Annotated in this window: 30 protein-coding genes and 1 pseudogene; 2 read left to right on the forward strand and 29 right to left on the reverse strand. The window is 65.3% G+C overall.

Going from position 1 to position 19,532, the window contains the following annotated elements; genetic code table 11:
• Positions 1-129 precede the first annotated feature (129 nt).
• Together CEK68_RS08540 and CEK68_RS08545 are read left to right on the forward strand one after the other, a co-directional pair.
• Positions 130-2,271: a TonB-dependent receptor gene (locus CEK68_RS08540; protein ID WP_152239143.1), complete on the forward strand. Its 2,142-nt coding sequence runs from the start codon at positions 130-132 to the stop codon at positions 2,269-2,271.
• Positions 2,272-2,503: 232 nt separating this feature from the next.
• Positions 2,504-3,388 (forward strand): dienelactone hydrolase family protein, encoded by an 885-nt coding sequence (locus CEK68_RS08545; RefSeq protein ID WP_152239144.1) that lies wholly within the window; start codon positions 2,504-2,506, stop codon positions 3,386-3,388.
• A 170-nt stretch (positions 3,389-3,558) separates the two neighbouring features.
• Here CEK68_RS08545 and CEK68_RS08550 read toward each other — a convergent pair whose 3' ends face one another.
• The 29 genes and pseudogenes from CEK68_RS08550 to CEK68_RS08695 form a co-directional block, all read right to left on the reverse strand.
• Complete coding sequence (locus CEK68_RS08550; protein WP_043095224.1) at positions 3,559-4,071, reverse strand: disulfide bond formation protein B; 513 nt, start codon at positions 4,069-4,071, stop codon at positions 3,559-3,561.
• A 196-nt stretch (positions 4,072-4,267) separates the two neighbouring features.
• Positions 4,268-4,651 (reverse strand): 50S ribosomal protein L17, encoded by a 384-nt coding sequence (gene rplQ / locus CEK68_RS08555; protein WP_010340456.1) that lies wholly within the window; start codon positions 4,649-4,651, stop codon positions 4,268-4,270.
• Between the two features lie 200 nt (positions 4,652-4,851).
• The gene (gene rpoA, locus CEK68_RS08560; protein WP_010340455.1) at positions 4,852-5,850 is read right to left on the reverse strand and encodes a DNA-directed RNA polymerase subunit alpha; all 999 of its coding nucleotides are present in this window, start codon (positions 5,848-5,850) and stop codon (positions 4,852-4,854) included.
• A 51-nt stretch (positions 5,851-5,901) separates the two neighbouring features.
• Positions 5,902-6,531 (reverse strand): 30S ribosomal protein S4, encoded by a 630-nt coding sequence (gene rpsD, locus CEK68_RS08565; RefSeq protein WP_010340454.1) that lies wholly within the window; start codon positions 6,529-6,531, stop codon positions 5,902-5,904.
• Between the two features lie 14 nt (positions 6,532-6,545).
• Positions 6,546-6,938, reverse strand: a complete 393-nt coding sequence (gene rpsK / locus CEK68_RS08570; protein WP_003470632.1) for a 30S ribosomal protein S11 — start codon at positions 6,936-6,938, stop codon at positions 6,546-6,548.
• Between the two features lie 9 nt (positions 6,939-6,947).
• Entirely contained in the window at positions 6,948-7,304 is a 357-nt protein-coding gene (rpsM, locus tag CEK68_RS08575) for a 30S ribosomal protein S13 (RefSeq protein ID WP_010340453.1), read from the reverse strand.
• Positions 7,305-7,644: 340 nt separating this feature from the next.
• A complete protein-coding gene (gene secY / locus CEK68_RS08580) occupies positions 7,645-9,015 on the reverse strand; it encodes a preprotein translocase subunit SecY (protein ID WP_026143874.1) in 1,371 nt (456 codons plus the stop codon).
• A 7-nt stretch (positions 9,016-9,022) separates the two neighbouring features.
• A complete protein-coding gene (rplO, locus tag CEK68_RS08585; RefSeq protein ID WP_010340451.1) occupies positions 9,023-9,466 on the reverse strand; it encodes a 50S ribosomal protein L15 in 444 nt (147 codons plus the stop codon).
• Between the two features lie 6 nt (positions 9,467-9,472).
• Entirely contained in the window at positions 9,473-9,664 is a 192-nt protein-coding gene (rpmD, locus tag CEK68_RS08590; protein WP_010340450.1) for a 50S ribosomal protein L30, read from the reverse strand.
• Entirely contained in the window at positions 9,657-10,202 is a 546-nt protein-coding gene (rpsE, locus tag CEK68_RS08595; RefSeq protein WP_010340449.1) for a 30S ribosomal protein S5, read from the reverse strand. Before rpsE ends, rpmD begins: the two co-directional genes overlap by 8 nt.
• A 155-nt stretch (positions 10,203-10,357) precedes the next feature.
• Positions 10,358-10,717, reverse strand: coding sequence for a 50S ribosomal protein L18 (gene rplR, locus CEK68_RS08600; protein WP_152239145.1), 360 nt, complete (start codon positions 10,715-10,717; stop codon positions 10,358-10,360).
• Between the two features lie 91 nt (positions 10,718-10,808).
• The gene (gene rplF / locus CEK68_RS08605) at positions 10,809-11,336 is read right to left on the reverse strand and encodes a 50S ribosomal protein L6 (protein ID WP_017908703.1); all 528 of its coding nucleotides are present in this window, start codon (positions 11,334-11,336) and stop codon (positions 10,809-10,811) included.
• 16 nt (positions 11,337-11,352) lie between these two features.
• Positions 11,353-11,751 carry a 30S ribosomal protein S8 gene (rpsH, locus tag CEK68_RS08610; protein WP_010340446.1) on the reverse strand — a complete coding sequence of 133 codons (399 nt, stop codon included), beginning with the start codon at positions 11,749-11,751 and terminating at the stop codon, positions 11,353-11,355.
• Between the two features lie 254 nt (positions 11,752-12,005).
• On the reverse strand, positions 12,006-12,311 hold the full coding sequence (rpsN, locus tag CEK68_RS08620) for a 30S ribosomal protein S14 (protein ID WP_010341607.1): 306 nt from the start codon (positions 12,309-12,311) through the stop codon (positions 12,006-12,008).
• Between the two features lie 111 nt (positions 12,312-12,422).
• Positions 12,423-12,965 (reverse strand): 50S ribosomal protein L5, encoded by a 543-nt coding sequence (gene rplE, locus CEK68_RS08625; RefSeq protein WP_010341606.1) that lies wholly within the window; start codon positions 12,963-12,965, stop codon positions 12,423-12,425.
• An 11-nt stretch (positions 12,966-12,976) separates the two neighbouring features.
• Complete coding sequence (gene rplX / locus CEK68_RS08630) at positions 12,977-13,294, reverse strand: 50S ribosomal protein L24 (RefSeq protein WP_010341604.1); 318 nt, start codon at positions 13,292-13,294, stop codon at positions 12,977-12,979.
• 15 nt (positions 13,295-13,309) lie between these two features.
• Positions 13,310-13,678, reverse strand: coding sequence for a 50S ribosomal protein L14 (gene rplN / locus CEK68_RS08635; RefSeq protein ID WP_003486699.1), 369 nt, complete (start codon positions 13,676-13,678; stop codon positions 13,310-13,312).
• 14 nt (positions 13,679-13,692) lie between these two features.
• Positions 13,693-13,962 carry a 30S ribosomal protein S17 gene (gene rpsQ / locus CEK68_RS08640; RefSeq protein WP_010341599.1) on the reverse strand — a complete coding sequence of 90 codons (270 nt, stop codon included), beginning with the start codon at positions 13,960-13,962 and terminating at the stop codon, positions 13,693-13,695.
• 11 nt (positions 13,963-13,973) lie between these two features.
• Positions 13,974-14,159 (reverse strand): 50S ribosomal protein L29, encoded by a 186-nt coding sequence (gene rpmC, locus CEK68_RS08645; protein WP_010341597.1) that lies wholly within the window; start codon positions 14,157-14,159, stop codon positions 13,974-13,976.
• A complete protein-coding gene (gene rplP, locus CEK68_RS08650) occupies positions 14,159-14,572 on the reverse strand; it encodes a 50S ribosomal protein L16 (protein WP_003470657.1) in 414 nt (137 codons plus the stop codon). Before rplP ends, rpmC begins: the two co-directional genes overlap by 1 nt.
• Positions 14,573-14,577: 5 nt before the next feature.
• Positions 14,578-15,312 (reverse strand): 30S ribosomal protein S3, encoded by a 735-nt coding sequence (rpsC, locus tag CEK68_RS08655; RefSeq protein ID WP_010341595.1) that lies wholly within the window; start codon positions 15,310-15,312, stop codon positions 14,578-14,580.
• A 17-nt stretch (positions 15,313-15,329) separates the two neighbouring features.
• Entirely contained in the window at positions 15,330-15,665 is a 336-nt protein-coding gene (gene rplV / locus CEK68_RS08660; RefSeq protein WP_003470663.1) for a 50S ribosomal protein L22, read from the reverse strand.
• 12 nt (positions 15,666-15,677) lie between these two features.
• Positions 15,678-15,947: a 30S ribosomal protein S19 gene (gene rpsS / locus CEK68_RS08665; protein WP_010341594.1), complete on the reverse strand. Its 270-nt coding sequence runs from the start codon at positions 15,945-15,947 to the stop codon at positions 15,678-15,680.
• A 6-nt stretch (positions 15,948-15,953) separates the two neighbouring features.
• Positions 15,954-16,781: a 50S ribosomal protein L2 gene (gene rplB, locus CEK68_RS08670; protein WP_010341593.1), complete on the reverse strand. Its 828-nt coding sequence runs from the start codon at positions 16,779-16,781 to the stop codon at positions 15,954-15,956.
• A 10-nt stretch (positions 16,782-16,791) separates the two neighbouring features.
• A complete protein-coding gene (gene rplW / locus CEK68_RS08675; protein ID WP_010341592.1) occupies positions 16,792-17,091 on the reverse strand; it encodes a 50S ribosomal protein L23 in 300 nt (99 codons plus the stop codon).
• A complete protein-coding gene (rplD, locus tag CEK68_RS08680) occupies positions 17,088-17,693 on the reverse strand; it encodes a 50S ribosomal protein L4 (protein ID WP_010341591.1) in 606 nt (201 codons plus the stop codon). Before rplD ends, rplW begins: the two co-directional genes overlap by 4 nt.
• Before the next feature lie 12 nt (positions 17,694-17,705).
• On the reverse strand, positions 17,706-18,356 hold the full coding sequence (rplC, locus tag CEK68_RS08685; protein ID WP_010341590.1) for a 50S ribosomal protein L3: 651 nt from the start codon (positions 18,354-18,356) through the stop codon (positions 17,706-17,708).
• 11 nt (positions 18,357-18,367) lie between these two features.
• Positions 18,368-18,679, reverse strand: a complete 312-nt coding sequence (gene rpsJ / locus CEK68_RS08690) for a 30S ribosomal protein S10 (RefSeq protein WP_010341589.1) — start codon at positions 18,677-18,679, stop codon at positions 18,368-18,370.
• 475 nt (positions 18,680-19,154) lie between these two features.
• A pseudogene (locus CEK68_RS08695) lies at positions 19,155-19,532 on the reverse strand (elongation factor Tu); the annotation flags it as partial.

Below are 19,532 nucleotides of genomic sequence, written 5' to 3' on the forward strand. Positions count from 1 at the left end.
GCTGGCAGCGCCAGGACATGAACGGCAAGCAACATCGCGATGCCACCATGACTTCCGGCCTACGCCGGCGTTTTTGCGAAAGCACACTGTTATTAAGTAACAATTCTTTTCCATTCGGTCCACCTCGCCATGACACGTCGCCCCCTCTCCTCCGCCATCGCCCTGATCCTCCTGGTCGCCCCCGGCCTCGCCCTCGCCGCAGATGCGGCCGCCGACAGCACCGCTGCCGCCGAGCCGACCGTCGATCTCGATCCGGTCACCGTCACCGCCAAGCTGGAAGCCGCGCGCAACGCGCTGTCGCCGGACATCGGCAGCAGCCAGTACGCGATCAGCGCCGAGGACATCGCGCGCCTGCCGCTGGGCGCTTCCACCCCGCTCAACCAGGTGCTGCTGCAGGCGCCGGGCGTGGTCCAGGATTCCTATGGCGGCATCCATGTGCGCGGCGACCACGCCAACCTGCAGTACCGCATCAACGGCGTGATGATCCCCGAATCCATCTCCGGCTTCGGCCAGACCCTGGATCCGCGCACGATCAAGAACATCCGCCTGCTCGACGGCGCGCTGCCGGCGCAGTTCGGCGACCGCACCGCGGCGGTGGTCGACATCACCACCAAGAACGGCGTGGAACTGGGCAACGGCGGCAGCGTCGGCATCACCGGCGGCTCCTACGGCACGCTCAACCCCAACGCCTCGTGGTGGGGCAGCGACGGTCGCTTCAGCTGGTTCGCCAGCGGCAACTACCTGCAGAACCGCATCGGCATGGAGAACCCGACCGACAGCGACAACCCGATCCACGACAAGACCCACCAGGGCAAGGGCTTCGCCGACCTCAGCTATCTGCTGAACGAGAACACCCGGCTCAGCCTGCTGGTCGGCTACGCCAACAACCGCTTCCAGATCCCCAACAACCCGGGACAGACGCCGGCGTTCACCTACCAGGGCAACAGCACCTTCGATTCGGCGCAGCTCGACGAGAACCAGCGCGAGAACACCCGTTTCGGCACCCTGGTGCTACAGGGCGCGCTCGGCGACACCAGCTACCAGCTGTCGGCCGGCCAGCGCTACAGCAGCGTCGCCTTCTCCCCGGACATCGCCGGCGACCTGATCTTCAACGGCATCGCCTCGCAGGTGCAGCGCGCCAACCGCGCCAGCACCCTGCAGGCCGACTTCTCCACGCCGTGGGGCAGCACCCACACCTTGCGCTACGGCGTGTACGGCAACTTCGAACACGCCAACGCCAGCAACAACGCCTATGTGTTCCCGGCCAACGACGACGGCAGCCAGAGCAGCGACGTGCCGCTGTTCATTCCCGACAGCAGCCGCTTCCACGCCAGCACCTACGCGGTCTACCTGCAGGACGAATGGCAGCCGAGCGACGCCTGGACCATCAACTACGGCGTGCGCGGCGACCGCTACAAGGCCTTCGGCACCACCGAGGGCCAGCTCAGCCCGCGCCTGGGCGTGGTCTGGCACGCCAGCGACAGCACCACCCTGCACGCCGGCTATGCGCGCTACTTCACCCCGCCGGCCACCGAGCTGATCTCCACCAGCGACATCGCCCTGTACGACGGCACCACCAACCAGCAGTCGGCGGCGGGCGGCCCGACCAAGCCGCTGAGCGAGCGCAGCGACTATTACGACCTGGGCATCTCGCAGATGGTCGGCGACCACCTGACCTTGGGCCTGGACACCTACTACCGCAAGGCCGATCGCCTGCAGGACGAAGGCCAGTTCGGCGCCGCCTACGTCTACTCCACCTTCAACTACCGCTACGGCCGCATCCGCGGCGCCGAGTTCAGCGCCGACTACAGCAACGGCCCGATCAACGCCTACTTCAACGCGGCCTACAGCAAGGCCATGGGCAAGCGGGTGATGACCAGCCTGTACAACTTCGACCCGGACGCGCTGGCCTACGCCTACGACCACTGGATCCACCTGGACCACGACCAGAAGCTGACCTCCTCCGGCGGCATCAACTACGCCCTGGCCGACGACAGCCGCATCGGCGCCGACTACCTGTTCGGCAGCGGCCTGCGCACCGACGCCGACGGCGTACCCAACGGCGGCGAGCTGCCGGCCTACTTCCAGCTCAACCTCAGCGCCGGCCACGACTTCGCCCTGGCCAGCAGCCACCCGCTGCACGCACAGCTGGCCGTGCTCAACGTGCTCGACCGCCACTACCAGTTGCGCGACGGCGGCGGCATCGGTGTGTTCGCGCCGCAGTGGGCGCCGCGCCGCGGCGTCTACCTGAGCCTGCAGCAGGACTTCTGAGCCAGCCACGGCGACGGCCTGCGGCGTGCCACCTGGCACGCCGCAGGCCTCGCGTTCAGCCGCAGGTGACGGGTCCGGCAACACGCCGTGGCCCGTCCGGCACTACCGTGGCACCATGTGCCGCGTCGTGGCCATGGCGTCGCCGCGCCCGAGGGAGGCGCCCCGCAGCGGCATCCCCGCGCCCGGACCGCCACGACGCGTTGCCACGCATCCGTCCAGGCAGGTGCCAGCCATGCGTCGACATCTGTTCGCCGCCGCCCTCGCGGCCGCCATCCTCACCCTCGCCGCACCGCCGCCGGCGCACGCCGAACGCGTCACCGACTTCCGAATGCCGGTGGTCGTGCAAGGCGTCGACTACGATCTCGCCGCGCGCGTGTATCGACCGACAGGCCCCGGCCCGTTCACGCTGATCGTCATCCATCACGGCACACCGGCGGACAAGCGCAAGCTCGCCGACACCCGGCTTGGTTTCGCCCGCGCCGCGCGCTGGTTCGCCGCCCGCGGCGACATGGTGGTACTGGCCTTACGGCCTGGCTACGGCGGTTCCAGCGGCACCTACCTGGAAGGCGCGGGCAACTGCCACGACGTCGATTTCGTCGTCGCCGGGCGCAAGATCGCGGCGGCCGAAGCGGCGATCGTCGACGCCGCCGCACATCTTCCCGACGTGGACCCGCAACGCATCGTCGTGGTCGGCCAGTCCGCCGGCGGCCTCGGCGCGGTGGCGCTGGCCGATGCGCCGCCACCCGGCGTGCGTGGCGTGATCAGCTTCGCCGGCGGGCGCGGCAGCAACGGCAAGGAGGTCATCTGCGCCGGCGAGGATCGCCTGGTCGAGGCGGAGAAGACGCTGGGCGCGGCGAATACGCTGCCCCAGCTGTGGCTGTACGCCGAGAACGATCACTTCTTCCGGCGCGACCTGGCGCATCGCATGTACGAGGCCTACCGCGCGGGCTCGACCCCGCCGGTGACCTTCGTCGATCTGCCGCCGTTCGGCGACGATGGCCACAAGACCTTCGCGCAGGCCGATCCGTCGGTCTGGGCCAGGCCGGTGGCGGCATTCCTCGCCCAGGTGGTTCCGCAGGCCGACGGAGCGCGGGCGTCGGCCAGCGCGTCGCGCTGACCGACAGCCCGGCACTGCACAAACACCGGGGGCGCCGGACGGACAGGATGGGCAACGTCGGTGCGCGTCAGCGGCATACGTCAGCGCTGCCCGCGACGACTGCAGCAGCGCCCGGCGGGTTGCCGACGGTCGCCATCAGACCAAGTGACCGACGCGCAGCGGCAAGACGGTCAGATCAGCGTGCGCTTGCGGCTCTTGAACCCGGCATACAGCGCGAACACCGCCAGCAACACGAAACAGATCAGGCACCACATCGGCATCGACAGGCCGAGGAAGCGCCAGTCGATGTTGCCGCAGTCGCCGGTGCCGGTCAGCACCCGGCGCAGCACCTCGAACGGTCCCATGGTCTCGCGCAGGAAGCTCAGAGGCGGGCCGCAGGACGCCATCGGGTCCGGGAACAGCTGCACCGAGACATGCTTGGTGGAGATGCCGGCTCCCACGAGCGCGGCCAGGAACGCCAGGACGCCATAAATTTTGCGCCCGCCGGCGCTGCGCGGCCCGTGCAGGGCACCGAGCAGGAACAGCACGCCCAGCGCGGCGAACGCGATGCGCTGGAAGATGCACAGCGGGCACGGCTCGATGCCCAGCTGCAGCTGCACGAAGATCGCATAGCCCAGCAGGCCGGCACAGATCAGAAAGCCGAGCAGGAACTGCGCGCGGAAACCCCAACGTAACGGATTCATCGGACTCGAACTCGCATCGACGATCCACGCATTATCCGCGATCGTGCGCTCCATCACCATGTGTCATGGCGCTGTCGTCCGCCCTAGCCCGCGCCGCGACCGCGCTCTCCCAAATCCCCAATCCCGACTCCGCGATCCCCCAAAAACAAAAAAGCCCGGACATGCCGGGCTTCTTGCTGCTGCAGATGCGAACCGATTACTCGGCCACTTCCTCGGCCACGGCCGGGCGATCGACCAGCTCGACGTACGCCATCGGCGCGTTGTCGCCGGCGCGGAAGCCGCACTTGAGGATGCGCAGGTAGCCACCCGGGCGCGCCTGGTAGCGCGGGCCCAACGTGGTGAACAGGGTGCCGACCGCTTCCTTGTCGCGCAGGCGGGCGAACGCCAGGCGGCGGTTGGCGACGTTGTCGACCTTGGCCAGGGTGATCAGCGGCTCGGCGACGCGGCGCAGTTCCTTGGCCTTCGGCAGGGTGGTCTTGATCAGCTCGTGCTTGATCAGCGACGCCGCCATGTTCTTGAACATCGCTTCGCGGTGGGCGCTGGTGCGGCTGAACTTGCGGCCGGATTTCTGGTGACGCATGGGTTGGGATTCCTATGGAAGAGTGTGACTGTTGGAGATCGCTGTCGCCGTCCTGGCGTTGAAAGTGGACTGCGGATGGTCCGTGCCGGCCGTCCCTGACCGGGCGACGCCGCGGGCTTGGCGACCCGTCGACGTGGTGATGCGGATGAAGCGAACGACACGCGGCCGATGCCTTGCGGCACCGGCCGGATGCGCAAAACTCAGCCGAGCATGCCGTGCTGGGCGACGCCGGCCGGCGGCCAGTTCTCCAGCTTCATGCCGAGCGACAGGCCACGCTGGGCCAGCACTTCCTTGATCTCGGTGAGCGACTTCTTGCCCAGGTTCGGGGTCTTGAGCAGCTCGACTTCGGTCTTCTGGATCAGATCGCCGATGTAGTAGATGCTCTCGGCCTTCAGACAGTTGGCCGAACGCACGGTCAGTTCCAGATCGTCGATCGGACGCAGCAGCACCGGATCCACGCCGTTGCTGGCCGGCTTGGCCGCGCCACGGTCGCGATGGGTGAAGTCGCCGAACACCGACAGCTGGTCGCTGAGGATGTCGGCGGCGGTGCGCACGGCTTCCTCGGCATCGATCGTGCCGTTGGTTTCGATGTCCAGGACCAGCTTGTCCAGGTCGGTACGCTGCTCGACGCGGGCCGATTCGACCGCGTAAGCGACGCGGCGCACCGGCGAGAACGAGGCATCCAGGACCAAACGACCGATGGTGCGGGTCTCTTCGTCCGGACGGCGACGCGCAGCGGCCGGCTGGTAGCCGAAGCCACGCTCGATCTTCAGACGCATGTTGATCGCCGTGTCCTTGGTCAGGTGGCAGATCACGTGGTCGTTGTTGAGGATCTCGACGTTGTGGTCGGTCTTGATGTCGGCGGCAGTGACCGTGCCCGGACCCTGCTTGGACAGCGACAGCGTGGCGCTGTCACCGGTATGCATGCGGATGGCCACGTCCTTGAGGTTCAGCAGGACTTCCAGCACGTCCTCCTGCAGCCCTTCGACCGTGGTGTACTCGTGCAGCACGCCGTCGATCTCGACTTCGGTGATCGCGAAGCCGGGAATCGAGGACAGCAGCACGCGACGCAGGGCGTTGCCCAGCGTATGCCCATACCCGCGCTCCAAGGGCTCGATCACGACCTTGGCGCGGTTGTCGGTAAGGCGTTCGATCTGCGGCCCACGCGGGCGCAGAACCTGGTTGGCGGTAACCGTCATGTTGCGGGTTCTCCTGACGAGCCTCCGTGGACCGGAGGCTCTCCGATGTGATTACTTCGAATACAACTCGACGATCAGCGCTTCGTTGATGTCGGCAGGCAGGTCCGCACGGTCCGGCACGGCCTTGAAGATGCCGCTGAACTTCTTCGAATCGACCTCGACCCACGACGGGTTCAGGTCGTGCGTTTCGGCAACGGTCAGCGCTTCCTGCACGCGAAGCTGCTTCTGCGCCTTTTCCGACAGGGCGATCGCGTCGCCGGCCTTGACCTGGTACGAGGCCAGATTCACCGACTTGCCGTTCACCAGCACGCCACGGTGCGACACCAGCTGGCGCGCGGCCGGACGGGTGACGGCGAAGCCCATGCGATAGACGACGTTGTCCAGGCGGGTTTCCAGCAGCTGCAGCAGGTTCTCGCCGGTGTTGCCCTTCTTGGTCGAGGCCTTCTTGTAGTAGTTGCGGAACTGACGCTCCAGCAGACCGTAGATACGCTTGACCTTCTGCTTCTCGCGCAGCTGGGTGGCGTAGTCGGACAGCTTGCCCTTGCGGGCGGTCGCGCCGTGCTGGCCGGGCTTCTGCTCCAGCTTGCACTTGGAGTCCAGCGCACGCGCCGGGCTCTTGAGGGAAAGATCGGCGCCTTCGCGGCGCGCGAGCTTACAGGTAGGACCGATATAACGAGCCATTTCTTATCGCTCCTTTAGACGCGACGCTTCTTCGGCGGACGGCACCCGTTGTGCGGGATCGGCGTCACGTCGATGATGTTGGTGATCTTGTATCCGACGTTGTTCAACGAACGGACGGCGGACTCGCGACCCGGACCCGGGCCCTTGATGCGCACTTCCAGCGACTTCACGCCGTAGTCGAGCGCAGCGCGCCCGGCCTTCTCGGCGGCCACCTGCGCCGCGAACGGCGTGGACTTGCGCGAACCGCGGAAACCGGCGCCACCGGAGGTCGCCCAGGACAACGCATTGCCCTGACGGTCGGTGATGGTCACGATGGTGTTGTTGAACGAAGCGTGGACGTGGGCGACGCCGTCGGTGACGACGCGCTTGATCTTCTTCTTGGTCTTTGCTGCTGCGGGCTTAGCCATGTCGGTCCCTTACTTCTTGATCGCCTTGCGCGGACCCTTGCGGGTGCGGGCGTTGGTACGGGTGCGCTGACCGCGCAGGGGCAGGCCACGACGGTGACGCAGGCCGCGGTAGCAGCCCAGGTCCATCAGTCGCTTGATGGCGATGCCGATTTCGCGACGCAGGTCGCCTTCGACGATGTACTTGCCGACTTCGAGACGCAGGCGCTCGATTTCCGGCTCGGACAGGTCGCGGATCTTGGTGGTCGAGGTCACGCCTGCGGCTTCGCAGACCTTCTTCGAACGGGTACGGCCGATGCCGTAGATGCTTTGCAACCCGACCCAGACGTGCTTCTGGGCTGGCAGGTTGACGCCTGCAATACGCGCCATGACGCGGTTCTCCAACTGAGTGATGGCCCGACGGCGCACCACGGCGCCATCCGGCAGGATGGATCAAAAAGTGAACTTGTAAGTCTAGCAAGGTCTCGGGTTACATGGAAGCCCGCGGAACCGCAAGGTTCCGCAAGCCCGGCATGGGGAGTGTGCCCATGCTCCGGCGCCGGACGTCGTTGGCGAGGCGATGTATCCACCTTGCCGCCCGCGCTACTCCAGCGCAGGACCACCACGTCTCACCCGCGCACGAGACCGCTGCACGGGCCGCCCTTCAAGTCGGAAGACTGCGCCCGGGAGCCGGGGGCGTCTTCGCGGAAGGATTCAAACAGTATAGCAATCAACCGCGGGCAAAACCGCCGCCGCGCGAGCCGCCCTTGAGGTTGGCCTTCTTCAACAGGCTTTCGTACTGGTGCGACATCAGGTGCGCCTGGATCTGCGCGATGAAGTCCATCACCACCACGACCGCGATCAGCAGCGAGGTGCCACCGAAGTGGAACGAGGTGCCGAGCTGGGCACGCATCACTTCCGGCAGCAGGCACACGATCACCAGGTACACCGAGCCGGCCGCGGTCAGGCGGGTCAGCACGCCGTCGACATAGTCGGCGGTGGCCTTGCCCGGACGGATGCCCGGAATCAGCGCGCCGGACTTCTTCAGGTTGTCCGCGGTTTCCTGCGAGTTGAACACCAGCGCGGTGTAGAAGAACGCGAAGCCGATGATCAGCGCGGCGAACACGATCATGTGCACCGGCTCGCCCGGGCCCAGCGCGTTGGCGATGCGCTGCAGCCACATACCGAACGTGCTGTTGGAAGCGGCCTGGCCCGACCACATCGACAGCGTTGCCGGGAAGGCGAGGATGCTTGAAGCGAAGATCGGCGGAATCACGCCGGCCATGTTGAGCTTCAGCGGCAGGAACGAGGTCTGGTTCATGTACGCGTTGCGACCGCCCTGGCGACGCGCGTAGTTCACCGTGATCCGCCGTTGTCCGCGCTCGACGAACACCACGAACAGGGTGAAGGCGAGGATGGTCAGGACGATCAGCAACAGCGAGATGAAGCTCATGTTGCCGTCGCGGTAGGCTTCCACGGTCTGGATCGCCGCCGCCGGCAGGCCGGCGACGATGCCGGCGAAGATGATCAGCGAGACGCCGTTGCCGATGCCGCGCTCGGTCACCTGCTCGCCGACCCACATCAGGAAGATGGTGCCGGCGGTCAACGCGATCACTGCGGTGAGCACGAAGCCCATGCCGGGGGCGTAGACGACCGGCGCGCCGCCCGGTGCAGTCTGGTTCTGTAGCGCCAGGGCGATACTGCCGCCCTGCACCACCGCCAGCAGCACCGCGCCGATGCGCGAATACTGGGTGATCTTGCGCCGACCCGACTCGCCTTCCTTCTGCATCGCCTTCAGCGACGGAAAGATGTGCGTGGCCAGCTGGATCACGATCGACGCCGAGATGTACGGCATCACGTTCAGCGCGAAGATGCTGAAACGGTGCAGGGCGCCGCCCGAGAACATGTTGAACATGTCCACGATGCCGCCGCCCTGCGCCTGCATCAGCGCAAGCATGGCTTCGGGATTGACGCCCGGCACCGGCACGTAGCAGCCGATGCGATAGACGATCAATGCGCCGAGAACGAACAACAGGCGCTGGCGAAGTTCCGTGAACTTGCCGAGCCCGCCGCCGAGGTTACCCATGCCAGCCTGCGCCATCTGCGTGTTACTCCTGCACGCTGCCGCCGGCAGCTTCGATTGCCGCCTTGGCACCGGCGGTCGCCGCAACGCCCTTCAGCACGAACTTCTTGGTCAGTTCGCCCTTCAGGACCACCTTGGCCTTCTTCGCGGTGCTCGGGACCAGCTTCGCGGCGCGCAGCGCAGCGAAATCGATCTCGCCGGCCGGCAGGTTGTCGAGCTGGTAGGACAGCACTTCGGCGGTGTCCTTGGCCATCTTCGAACGGAAGCCGATCTTCGGCAGACGGCGCTGCATGGGGGTCTGGCCGCCTTCGAAGCCAGCCTTGATCTTGCCGCCGCCCTTGCGCGCGAACGAACCCTTGTGGCCGCGGCCGGCGGTCTTGCCCAGGCCGGAACCGATGCCGCGACCGACGCGGGTGCGCTCGGTACGCGCGCCCGGTGCGGGCTTCAGATCATTCAGATGCAAAGTCATGGTCGATTACTCCTCAACCTGGACGAGGTACTGAACCTTGTTGATCAGGCCGCGCACTTGCGGGCTGTCCTTCAGTTCGCGCACATCGTTGAGCTTGTTCAGGCCCAGGGCACGCACCGACAGGCGGTGACGCGACTGGGTACCACGCAGGCCGCGCACCAGGCGCACCTTGACGGTCTTGGTGGATTCATTAGCCATGGGTCAGATCCTCCACCTTCTTGCCGCGCTTGGCCGCGATGCGGGCCGGCGACTGCATGTCTTCCAGGCCGCGCAGGGTGGCGCGCACCAGGTTGATCGGGTTGCGCGAACCGACGGCCTTGGCCAGCACGTTCTTCACGCCCACCGCTTCCAGCACGGCGCGCATGGCGCCGCCGGCGATCACGCCGGTACCTTCCGAGGCCGGCATCATGAACACGCGCGCAGCGCCGTGGCCGGACTTCACCGGGTGCCACAGGGTGCCGTTGTTCAGATCGATGTTGAGCATGCCCTTGCGTGCATACTCCATCGACTTCTGGATCGCGACCGGCACTTCGCGCGCCTTGCCGTAACCGAAGCCGATCTTGCCGTTGCCGTCGCCGACCACGGTCAGCGCGGTGAAGGTGAACTGGCGACCGCCCTTGACCGTCTTGCTGACGCGGTTGACCGCGACCAGCTTCTCGATCATGCCGTCGTCGACTTTCTCTTCGCGGTTGCGGTCGCGATCACGACCCCGCGGTGCACGCTGTTCTTCAGCCATTGTGATGTCCTTGATAGAGGAAAAGATTTACGGCTTCGTTGCCGCTTGTGGTTGTGGTCTGGAGCCGTGTTCCCCGGACGCGCGCAGAAGGCGCGCCAAGGTCCGATGCAGCCCGCATCGGCAGGACGGACGCGGCATCGCCGCGCCCGCAAGGATCAGAACTGCAGGCCGCCTTCGCGCGCGGCGTCGGCCAGCACCTTGATGCGGCCGTGGTAGCGGTAGCCCGAGCGGTCGAAGGCGACCTTCTCGACGCCCGCGGCCTTGGCGCGCTCGGCGATCAGCTTGCCCACCTTGGCGGCGGCGTCGCTGTTCTTGCCGTTCTTCAGGCCGTCCTTGACGTCGGCCTGCAGGGTGTTCGCCGCGGCGAGGACCTTGGAGCCGTCGGCGGTGAAGACCTGCGCGTAGAGGTGCTGGCCGGTGCGCAGCACCGACAGGCGGGCGACGCCGAGCTCGCGGATGTGGGCGCGGGTCGACTTGGCGCGACGCAGGCGGGCGATGTTCTTGTTGATGCTCATGGTATGTGTCCTAGGAAAGCTGAAGGGGAACAGGCTTTTGCAGTGGAGAGTCCGGCCATGGATGGCCGGGCTCCTCGCAGAAGGACCTGCCTTAGGCCTTCTTGGCTTCCTTGCGAATGATGGCTTCACCGGCGTACTTCACACCCTTGCCCTTGTAGGGCTCCGGCGGACGGAAACCGCGGATCTTGGCGGCGACTTCGCCGACGCGCTGCTTGTCGGCGCCCTGCACCAGGATCTCGGTCTGGGTCGGAGCGGCCAGGGTGATGCCTTCCGGCGCGCTGAACACGATCGGGTGCGAGAAACCGAGCGCCAGGCTCAGGTCCTTGCCCTGCATCGTGGCACGGTAGCCGACGCCCACCAGCTCGAGCTTGCGCTCGAAGCCCGCGGACACGCCCTGCACCATGTTCGCCAGGATGGCGCGGACGGTGCCGGTGATGGCGATGTGCGACGGATCGTTCGCCGACAGCGTGGCGACACCGTTTTCCTGCTTGATTTCGACGCCGGCCGGCTTCGGCAGCGACAGGGTGCCCTTCGGGCCCTTGACGCTGACCTGATCGGCCTGGACGGTGAGTTCGACGCCCTTCGGGAGGGAGATCGGCTTCTTGGCTACGCGGGACATGTGAGTACTCCTTCCCTTAGGCCACGAAGCACAGGACTTCGCCACCGACGCCGGCCTGACGGGCCTGCGCATCGGTCATGATGCCCTTGGACGTGGAAATGATGGCAACGCCCAGACCGCCGAGAACCTTCGGCAGCTCGGTCTTGCCGCGATACTGGCGCAGACCCGAACGCGAAACGCGCTTGAGCGTATCGATGACCGGACGGCCCTCGAAATACTTCAGCACGATTTCCAGTTCGGACTTGTTGTTTTCGATCGCGTTGACGCGCAGATCGCTGATATAGCCTTCGGCCTTCAGCACTTCGGCGATCGCAACCTTGATCTTGGAGGACGGCATCTTCACCGTCGGCTTACCAACCGCGGCCGCATTCTTGATGCGGACCAGCAGGTCGGCGATGGGATCAGTCATGCTCATGGTGTCTACCTTTGAGTGCACCGATATCCGCTTTCGCGAAAATCTTGTGTGGTGGAGCGGTGGAATGACGCAGGGGGTGAAGCGCGCAGCCGCCGGAGGAACCCGCGGCGGCTGCCATACCCGTCCCTGCCGCGAGGCAAGGAGCGGGAGTATACGACAAAAAGTCCGACTTGCGTCGGACTCGTTGTCTGAACGACACGCGGGCGGCTAGACCGCCCTGCCCGGCCCCGCGAACGGGACCGGCGCCGCTGGCATTACCAGCTGGCCTTGCGCAGGCCCGGAACGTCGCCGTTCATGGTCGCCTTGCGCAGCATGTTGCGGCCCAGGCCGAACTTGCCGTACACGCCACGCGGACGGCCGGACAGTTCGCAACGGGTGCGCTGGCGGCTCGGCGACGAATCGCGCGGCAGCTTCTGCAGCTTGGTCACGGCCTCGGCCTTCTCGTCGTACGAGGCGGTGCCGGAGGCGATGATCTTCTTCAGCGCATCACGCTTGTCGGCGAACTTCTTCGCCAGCTTCTTGCGCTTGATGTCGCGGTTGACCATGGAGGTCTTTGCCATCTGTAAATCCTCGGGATTCGAGATTGGGGATTGGAGATTTCCAGAACCCGGGATGTGACGGGCGCAGCGCCCTTCCATCCCGAATCCCGAATCCCGAATCCCGTCTGTCAATCAGTTACGGAACGGGAACTTGAACGCTTCGAGCAGCGCCTTGGCTTCGGCGTCGGTCTTGGCGGTGGTGGTGATGGCGATATCCATACCGCGGATCGCGTCGACGGCGTCGAAGTCGATTTCCGGGAAGATGATCTGCTCCTTCACGCCCATGTTGAAGTTGCCGCGGCCGTCGAACGAACGCCCCGAGACACCACGGAAGTCGCGCACGCGCGGCAGCGAGATGTTGATCAGGCGGTCCAGGAACTCGTACATCTTGGCGCGACGCAGCGTGGTCTTGCAGCCGATCGGCCAACCATCGCGGATCTTGAACGACGCCACCGAGATGCGCGACTTGGTCACCACCGGCTTCTGGCCGGAGACCTTGGCCATGTCGGCGACGGCGTTTTCCAGGATCTTCTTGTTCGTCGCGGCCTCGCCCACGCCCATGTTCAGCGTGACCTTGACCAGCTTCGGCACTTCCATCGGATTGGTGTAACCGAACTTCTTCATCAGAGCCGGTACCACTTCTTCCTTGTAGATCTTTTCGAGACGGGAAGTCATTGTGTCATTCCTCAGGCGTCGAGCGCCTCACCGCTGGAGCGGAACACACGCAGTTTGCGTCCATCCTCCAGCACCTTGAAGCCAACGCGGTCGCCCTTGCCCGTGGCCGGGTTGAGGATCGCCACGTTGGAAATATGGATCGACGCTTCGCGCTCGACCACGCCGCCGGCGACGCCCGCCTGCGGGTTCGGCTTGGTGTGGCGCTTGACGATGTTCGCGTTGGAGACGACCACGCGGTCGCCGTCGACGCGGACGACTTCGCCCTGCTTGCCCTTGTCCTTGCCGGTGGTGACGACGACCTGGTCGCCCTTCTTGATACGGTTAGCCATGTGTATGTCCTCCGCTCACAGCACTTCGGGAGCGAGCGAGACGATCTTCATGAACTTCTCGGACCGCAGCTCGCGGGTCACAGGCCCGAAGATGCGCGTGCCGATCGGCTCCTGCTTGTTGTTGAGCAACACCGCGGCGTTGCCGTCGAAGCGGATCAACGAACCGTCCGGACGACGCACACCCTTGCGGGTACGCACGACGACGGCGTCGTAGACTTCGCCCTTCTTGACCTTGCCGCGCGGGATCGCGTCCTTGACGGTGACCTTGATGATGTCGCCAATGTGCGCGTAGCGGCGCTTGGAGCCGCCGAGCACCTTGATGCACATCACTTCCTTGGCACCGGAATTGTCGGCGACGTCGAGGTAGCTCTGCATCTGGATCATGATTCAGATCTCCCTTATTCGGCCGCGCGGGTGACGATTTCCACCACCCGCCAGTTCTTGGTCTTGGACATCGGCGCAATCTCGGTCACGCGCACGACATCGCCTTCGTTGCAGGCGTTGTCGGCGTCGTGGGCGTGGAGCTTGGTCGAGCGCTTGATGTACTTGCCGTACAGCGCATGCTTGACCTGACGCTCCACCAGCACGGTGACGGTCTTGTCCATCTTGTTGCTGACCACACGGCCTTCGACCGTGCGCAGCGTCTTGCTTTCGTTATTGTCGCTCATCGCGGCCATCCTTACTTCGTGCTGCCGAGCAGGTGCTTGACGCGAGCGATCTCGCGGCGCACCCGGCGGGTTTCGTGAGTCTTCGGCAGCTGCCCGGTGACCTGCTGCATGCGCAGGGCGAACTGCTCCTTGCGCAGATCGGTCAGGTGGGCCTTCAGATCGTCGGCCGACTTCTCGCGGAGTTGTTTGATGTCCATCAGCGTACCGTCCGGGTCACGAAGGTGGTGGTCACCGAAAGCTTGGCAGCGGCCAGGCGGAACGCCTCGCGCGCGACATCTTCGCCGACGCCTTCGATTTCATAGATCATGCGACCGGGCTGGATCTGCGCGACCCAGTACTCGACGTTACCCTTACCGGAGCCCATTCGCACTTCGATCGGCTTCTTGGTGATCGGCTTGTCCGGGAACACGCGGATCCACATCTTGCCGCCGCGCTTGACGTAGCGACTGATCGAGCGGCGCGCCGCTTCGATCTGGCGCGCGGTCAGCTGACCGTGCGCCGTGGCCTTCAGCCCGTACTCGCCGAAGCTGACGGCGTTTCCGCTCCACGCCAGGCCGTCGTTACGACCCTTGTGCATCTTGCGGTATTTGGTTCGCTTGGGTTGCAACATTGCCGTTACCTCGCTTCACGGGCCGGACGCGACGGACGGTCGCCACGGTCGCCGCGATCGTTACGATCGTTGCGCGGGGAATCGTCCTGCTTTTCCTGGCCAACCTGGGAGAAATCGAAGATCTCGCCCTTGTAGATCCAGACCTTGATGCCGATGATGCCGTAGGTCGTCTTGGCTTCGGCGAAGCCGTAGTCGATGTCGGCACGCAGCGTGTGCAGCGGCACGCGGCCCTCGCGGTACCACTCGGAACGGGCGATTTCCGCACCGTTCAGGCGGCCGGCGACGTTGACCTTGATGCCCAGGGCACCCAGGCGCATCGCGTTGCCGACCGAGCGCTTCATCGCGCGGCGGAACATGATGCGACGCTCCAGCTGCTGCGCGATCGACTCGGCGACCAGCTGCGCGTCCAGCTCCGGCTTGCGCACTTCGGTGACGTTGATGTGGGCGGGGACGCCCATCATCTCGCTCACTTCCTTGCGCAGCTTCTCGATGTCCTCACCGCGCTTGCCGATCACCACGCCCGGACGGGCGGTGTGGATCGTCACGCGCGCGGTCTTGGCCGGACGCTCGATCAGGATCTTGCTGATGCCCGCCTGCGCCAGCTTCTTGCGCAGCATTTCGCGGACCTTGAGGTCGGCTGCCAGGTAACCGGCGAACTCGGCCTTGTTGGCGTACCACTTGGAATTCCAGTCCTTGGCGATACCCAGGCGGATTCCGATCGGATGAACTTTATGACCCATCGTCTTTTCCTTTCCGCTTACTTGGCGGCGCCCACAACCACAGTGATGTGGCTGGTGCGCTTGAGGATGCGGGTACCGCGGCCTTTCGCCCGCGCCATGAAACGCTTCAGGGTCGGACCTTCATCAACCATGATGGTCTTGACCTTCAGCTCGTCGACATCCGCGCCTTGATTGTTCTCGGCATTGGCGATCGCCGACTCCACCACCTTCTTGATCAGGTGGGCAGCCTTCTTGTCCGAGAACTTCAGCAGGTTGACCGCCCGCTCGGCGGAAAGACCACGGACCTGGTCGGCGACCAGGCGGGCCTTCTGCGGGGAGATGCGCGCGGTGCGCAGGATTGCTTTCGCTTCCATCGTCATCTCTCCTTACCGGCCCGACTTCTTGTCGCCACCGTGACCCTTGAAGGTCCGGGTGACGGCAAATTCGCCGAGCTTGTGGCCGACCATGTTCTCGTTGACCAGCACCGGAACGTGGTTCTTGCCGTTATGCACGGCGATGGTGAAACCCACCATCTCCGGCAGGATCATCGAGCGACGCGACCAGGTCTTGATCGGACGCTTGCTACCGGCCGCGGCCTCCACCTTCTTGACGAGGTGGTGATCGACGAACGGGCCCTTCTTGAGTGAACGTGCCATGGTCGATTAGCCCCTACGATCGCGGACGATGAATTGTTCGGTGCGCTTGTTATGGCGCGTCTTGTAACCCTTGGTCGGGACACCCCACGGGGTGACCGGATGCGGATTACCCTGACCGGCCTTCGCCTCACCACCACCGTGCGGGTGGTCGACCGGGTTCATGGCCGCACCGCGAACGGTCGGACGCACGCCGCGCCAGCGCTTGGCGCCCGCCTTGCCCAGCTTCTCGAGGTTGTGCTCGTCGTTGCCGACTTCGCCGATGGTGGCGCGGCACTCGGACGGCACCTTGCGCATTTCGCCGGAGCGCAGACGCAGGGTGGCGTAGATGCCTTCACGCGCGACCAGCTGCACCGCGGCGCCGGCGGCACGCGCGATCTGCGCGCCCTTGCCCGGCTTCAGCTCGATCCCGTGGACGGTGGTACCGACCGGGATGTTGCGCAGCGGCAGGGTGTTGCCGGTCTTGATCGGCGCATCCGAACCCGCGATCACCTGATCGCCGGCCTTCAGGCCCTTCGGCGCGATGATGTAGCGGCGCTCGCCGTCGGCGTAGCACAGCAGGGCGATATGGGCGGTGCGGTTGGGATCGTATTCGATCCGCTCCACGCGCGCCGGGATACCTTCCTTGTTGCGCTTGAAGTCGATGACGCGGTAGTGCTGCTTGTGGCCACCGCCGACGTGGCGGGTGGTGATGCGGCCGTGGTGGTTACGACCACCGGACTTGCTCTGCTTTTCCACCAGTGCAGCGTGCGGGGCGCCCTTGTGCAGATCGGGCGTGACCACGCGCACGGCCGAACGACGGCCTGCGGAGGTGGGCTTGAATTTCATCAATGGCATGGGATGTACCTCAGGCCTTGGCCGTTACGTCGATGGACTGGCCTTCGGCCAGACGCACGTACGCCTTGCGCCAATCGCCGCGACGACCGCTGCGCGAACGGAAGGACTTGTTCTTGCCCTTGACGTTCAACACGTTGACCGACTCGACCTTGACGTCGAACAGCTGCTCGACCGCGGCCTTGACATCGGCCTTGGTGGCTTCGTTCGAAATCTCGAAGACGTACTGATTGGAGAGTTCCTGCAGGCGCGCGGTCTTTTCGGAGACACGCGGAGCGCGCAGCACGCTGAAGATTTTTTCGTTGCTGCTCATGCCAGCCACTCCTCGACCTTCTTGACCGCATCGGCGGTGATCACGACCGTATCGGCCCCGACCAGCGACACCGGATCCAGGCCCTGCACGTCGCGCACTTCCACGTAGGGAAGGTTGCGGGCGGACAGGTACAGATGCTCGGACGCTTCTTCGGTCACGATCAGCGGGCGCTTGCCCACTTCCAGACCCTTCAGCTTCTCGACCAGGCCCTTGGTCTTGCTGGCCTCGACGTCGAACGCGTCGACGACCATCAGGCGGCCCTGGCGGTTCAGTTCCGAGAGGATCGCGCAGATGGCCGCGCGGTACATCTTGCGGTTGACCTTCTGCTCGAAGCTGCGCGGCTTGGCCGCGAAGGTCACGCCACCGCCGACGAAGATCGGAGCGGTCAGCGCGCCGTGGCGAGCGCCACCGCCCTTCTGCTTCTTCGACTTCTTGGTGGTGCCGTTGACTTCCGAACGCGTCTTCTGCGCCTTGGTGCCGGCGCGGCCGGCGTTGCGATAGGCGACGACGACCTGGTGAACCAGATCCTCGCTGAAATCGCGGCCGAACACGGCGTCGGAGACCGAGACCTTGTTGTTGCTACCCGTGATAACGAGTTCCATCGTCATCTCTCCTTATGCCTTGCTAGCCGGACGCACGATCACGTCGCCACCGGCAGCGCCAGGCACAGCGCCGCGAATGGCGATCAGGCCACGCTCGACGTCGACCTTGACCACTTCCAGATTCTGCGTGCTCTGCTGCACCGCGCCCATGTGGCCGGACATCTTCTTGCCCGGGAAAACGCGACCCGGGGTCTGGCGCTGACCCAGCGAACCCGGCGCGCGATGCGACAGCGAGTTACCGTGGGTGGCATCGCCCATGCGGAAGTTGTGCCGCTTGATGGTGCCCTGGAAGCCCTTACCCTTGGTGACGCCCTGGACGTCGACCTTCTGGCCGACGGCGAAGATGTCCGCCTTGATTTCGCCGCCGACGGCGAACTCGCCCAGCTGCGCGTCCTCGACGCGGAACTCCCACAGGCCGCGACCCGCTTCGACCTTCGCCTTGGCGAAATGGCCGGACGCCGGCTTGTTGACCAGCGCGGCGCGACGGGCGCCCACGGTGATCTGCACGGCGCTGTAGCCGTCGGCTTCGACGGTCTTGAGCTGGGTGATGCGGTTCGGGGTCGCTTCGATCAGGGTGACCGGGATGGAGCGGCCGTCTTCGGTGAAGACGCGGCTCATGCCGGCCTTGCGGCCCACGAAGCCCAACGAATACTTCTTCGTCATGGTCGTAGTCCTCAGGTCAACTTGATCTGGACATCGACGCCAGCCGCGAGCTCGAGCTTCATCAGCGCGTCCACGGTCTTGTCGTTGGGGTCGACGATGTCGAGCACGCGCTTGTGCGTGCGGGTCTCGTACTGGTCACGCGCGTCCTTGTCGACGTGCGGGGAAACGAGGATGGTGTAGCGTTCGATCTTGGTCGGCAGCGGGATCGGGCCACGCACTTGCGCGCCGGTCCGCTTGGCCGTCTCGACGATCTCGCTGGCCGAACGGTCGATCAAACGATGATCGAACGCCTTCAGCCGAATCCGGATCTTTTGGTCCGCCATGACGGTGGGTTCCTTCGTTAAAAGAGCGACGGGCAAGGCCTCTGGGATACCTGCCCCGGTTGTTTCCTGATGTCGTACCGCAGAGCATCCGGCTCGGCGGGGGCATTCCTCCGCCCCAAAAACTGGGGCAGACCAGTCGACCCGGCCTGCCCAGACGGAAAAGTATAATGCGCAGCTAGAGCAGCGTCAACAACCCAGGGCTGTTGAGTGCTCCATGCAACGCGACCTTCCCGGTCCTGCGAACACGAGCGGCGTCCTGCCTCTCTTTTCGCTGTCTTACCGGCGCCCTACCCAGGAACGCCGAGCCGCGCATTATAGCGACGACTTCACGCCTCCGCAACACCTCGCGCCAACAAATCGCCAGAACGTTCGCACACTCGAAAACGACGAAGGGCCGGCTTACGCCGACCCCTCGCGATGCCGGCGACCGAGGTCGCTGGCGATTCCAGCCGGCGGCCTTCGCCGCCGGAAGGCATTACTTGATGATCTTGGCCACCACGCCGGCGCCGACGGTACGGCCGCCCTCGCGGATCGCGAAGCGCAGGCCTTCGTCCATCGCCACCGGGTTGATCAGCGTCACCACCATCTTGACGTTGTCGCCCGGCATCACCATTTCCACGCCTTCCGGCAGCTGCACCGCACCGGTGATGTCGGTGGTGCGGAAGTAGAACTGCGGACGGTAGCCCTTGAAGAACGGGGTGTGACGGCCGCCCTCGTCCTTCGACAGCACGTACACCTCGGCTTCGAACTCGGTGTGCGGCTTGATCGAACCCGGCTTGCACAGCACCTGGCCGCGCTCCACGTCGTCACGCTTGGTGCCGCGCAGCAGCAAGCCCGCGTTGTCGCCCGCCTG

Source organism: Xanthomonas sp. LMG 12461 (assembly GCF_009192935.1).
Taxonomy (GTDB): domain Bacteria; phylum Pseudomonadota; class Gammaproteobacteria; order Xanthomonadales; family Xanthomonadaceae; genus Xanthomonas_A; species Xanthomonas_A sontii.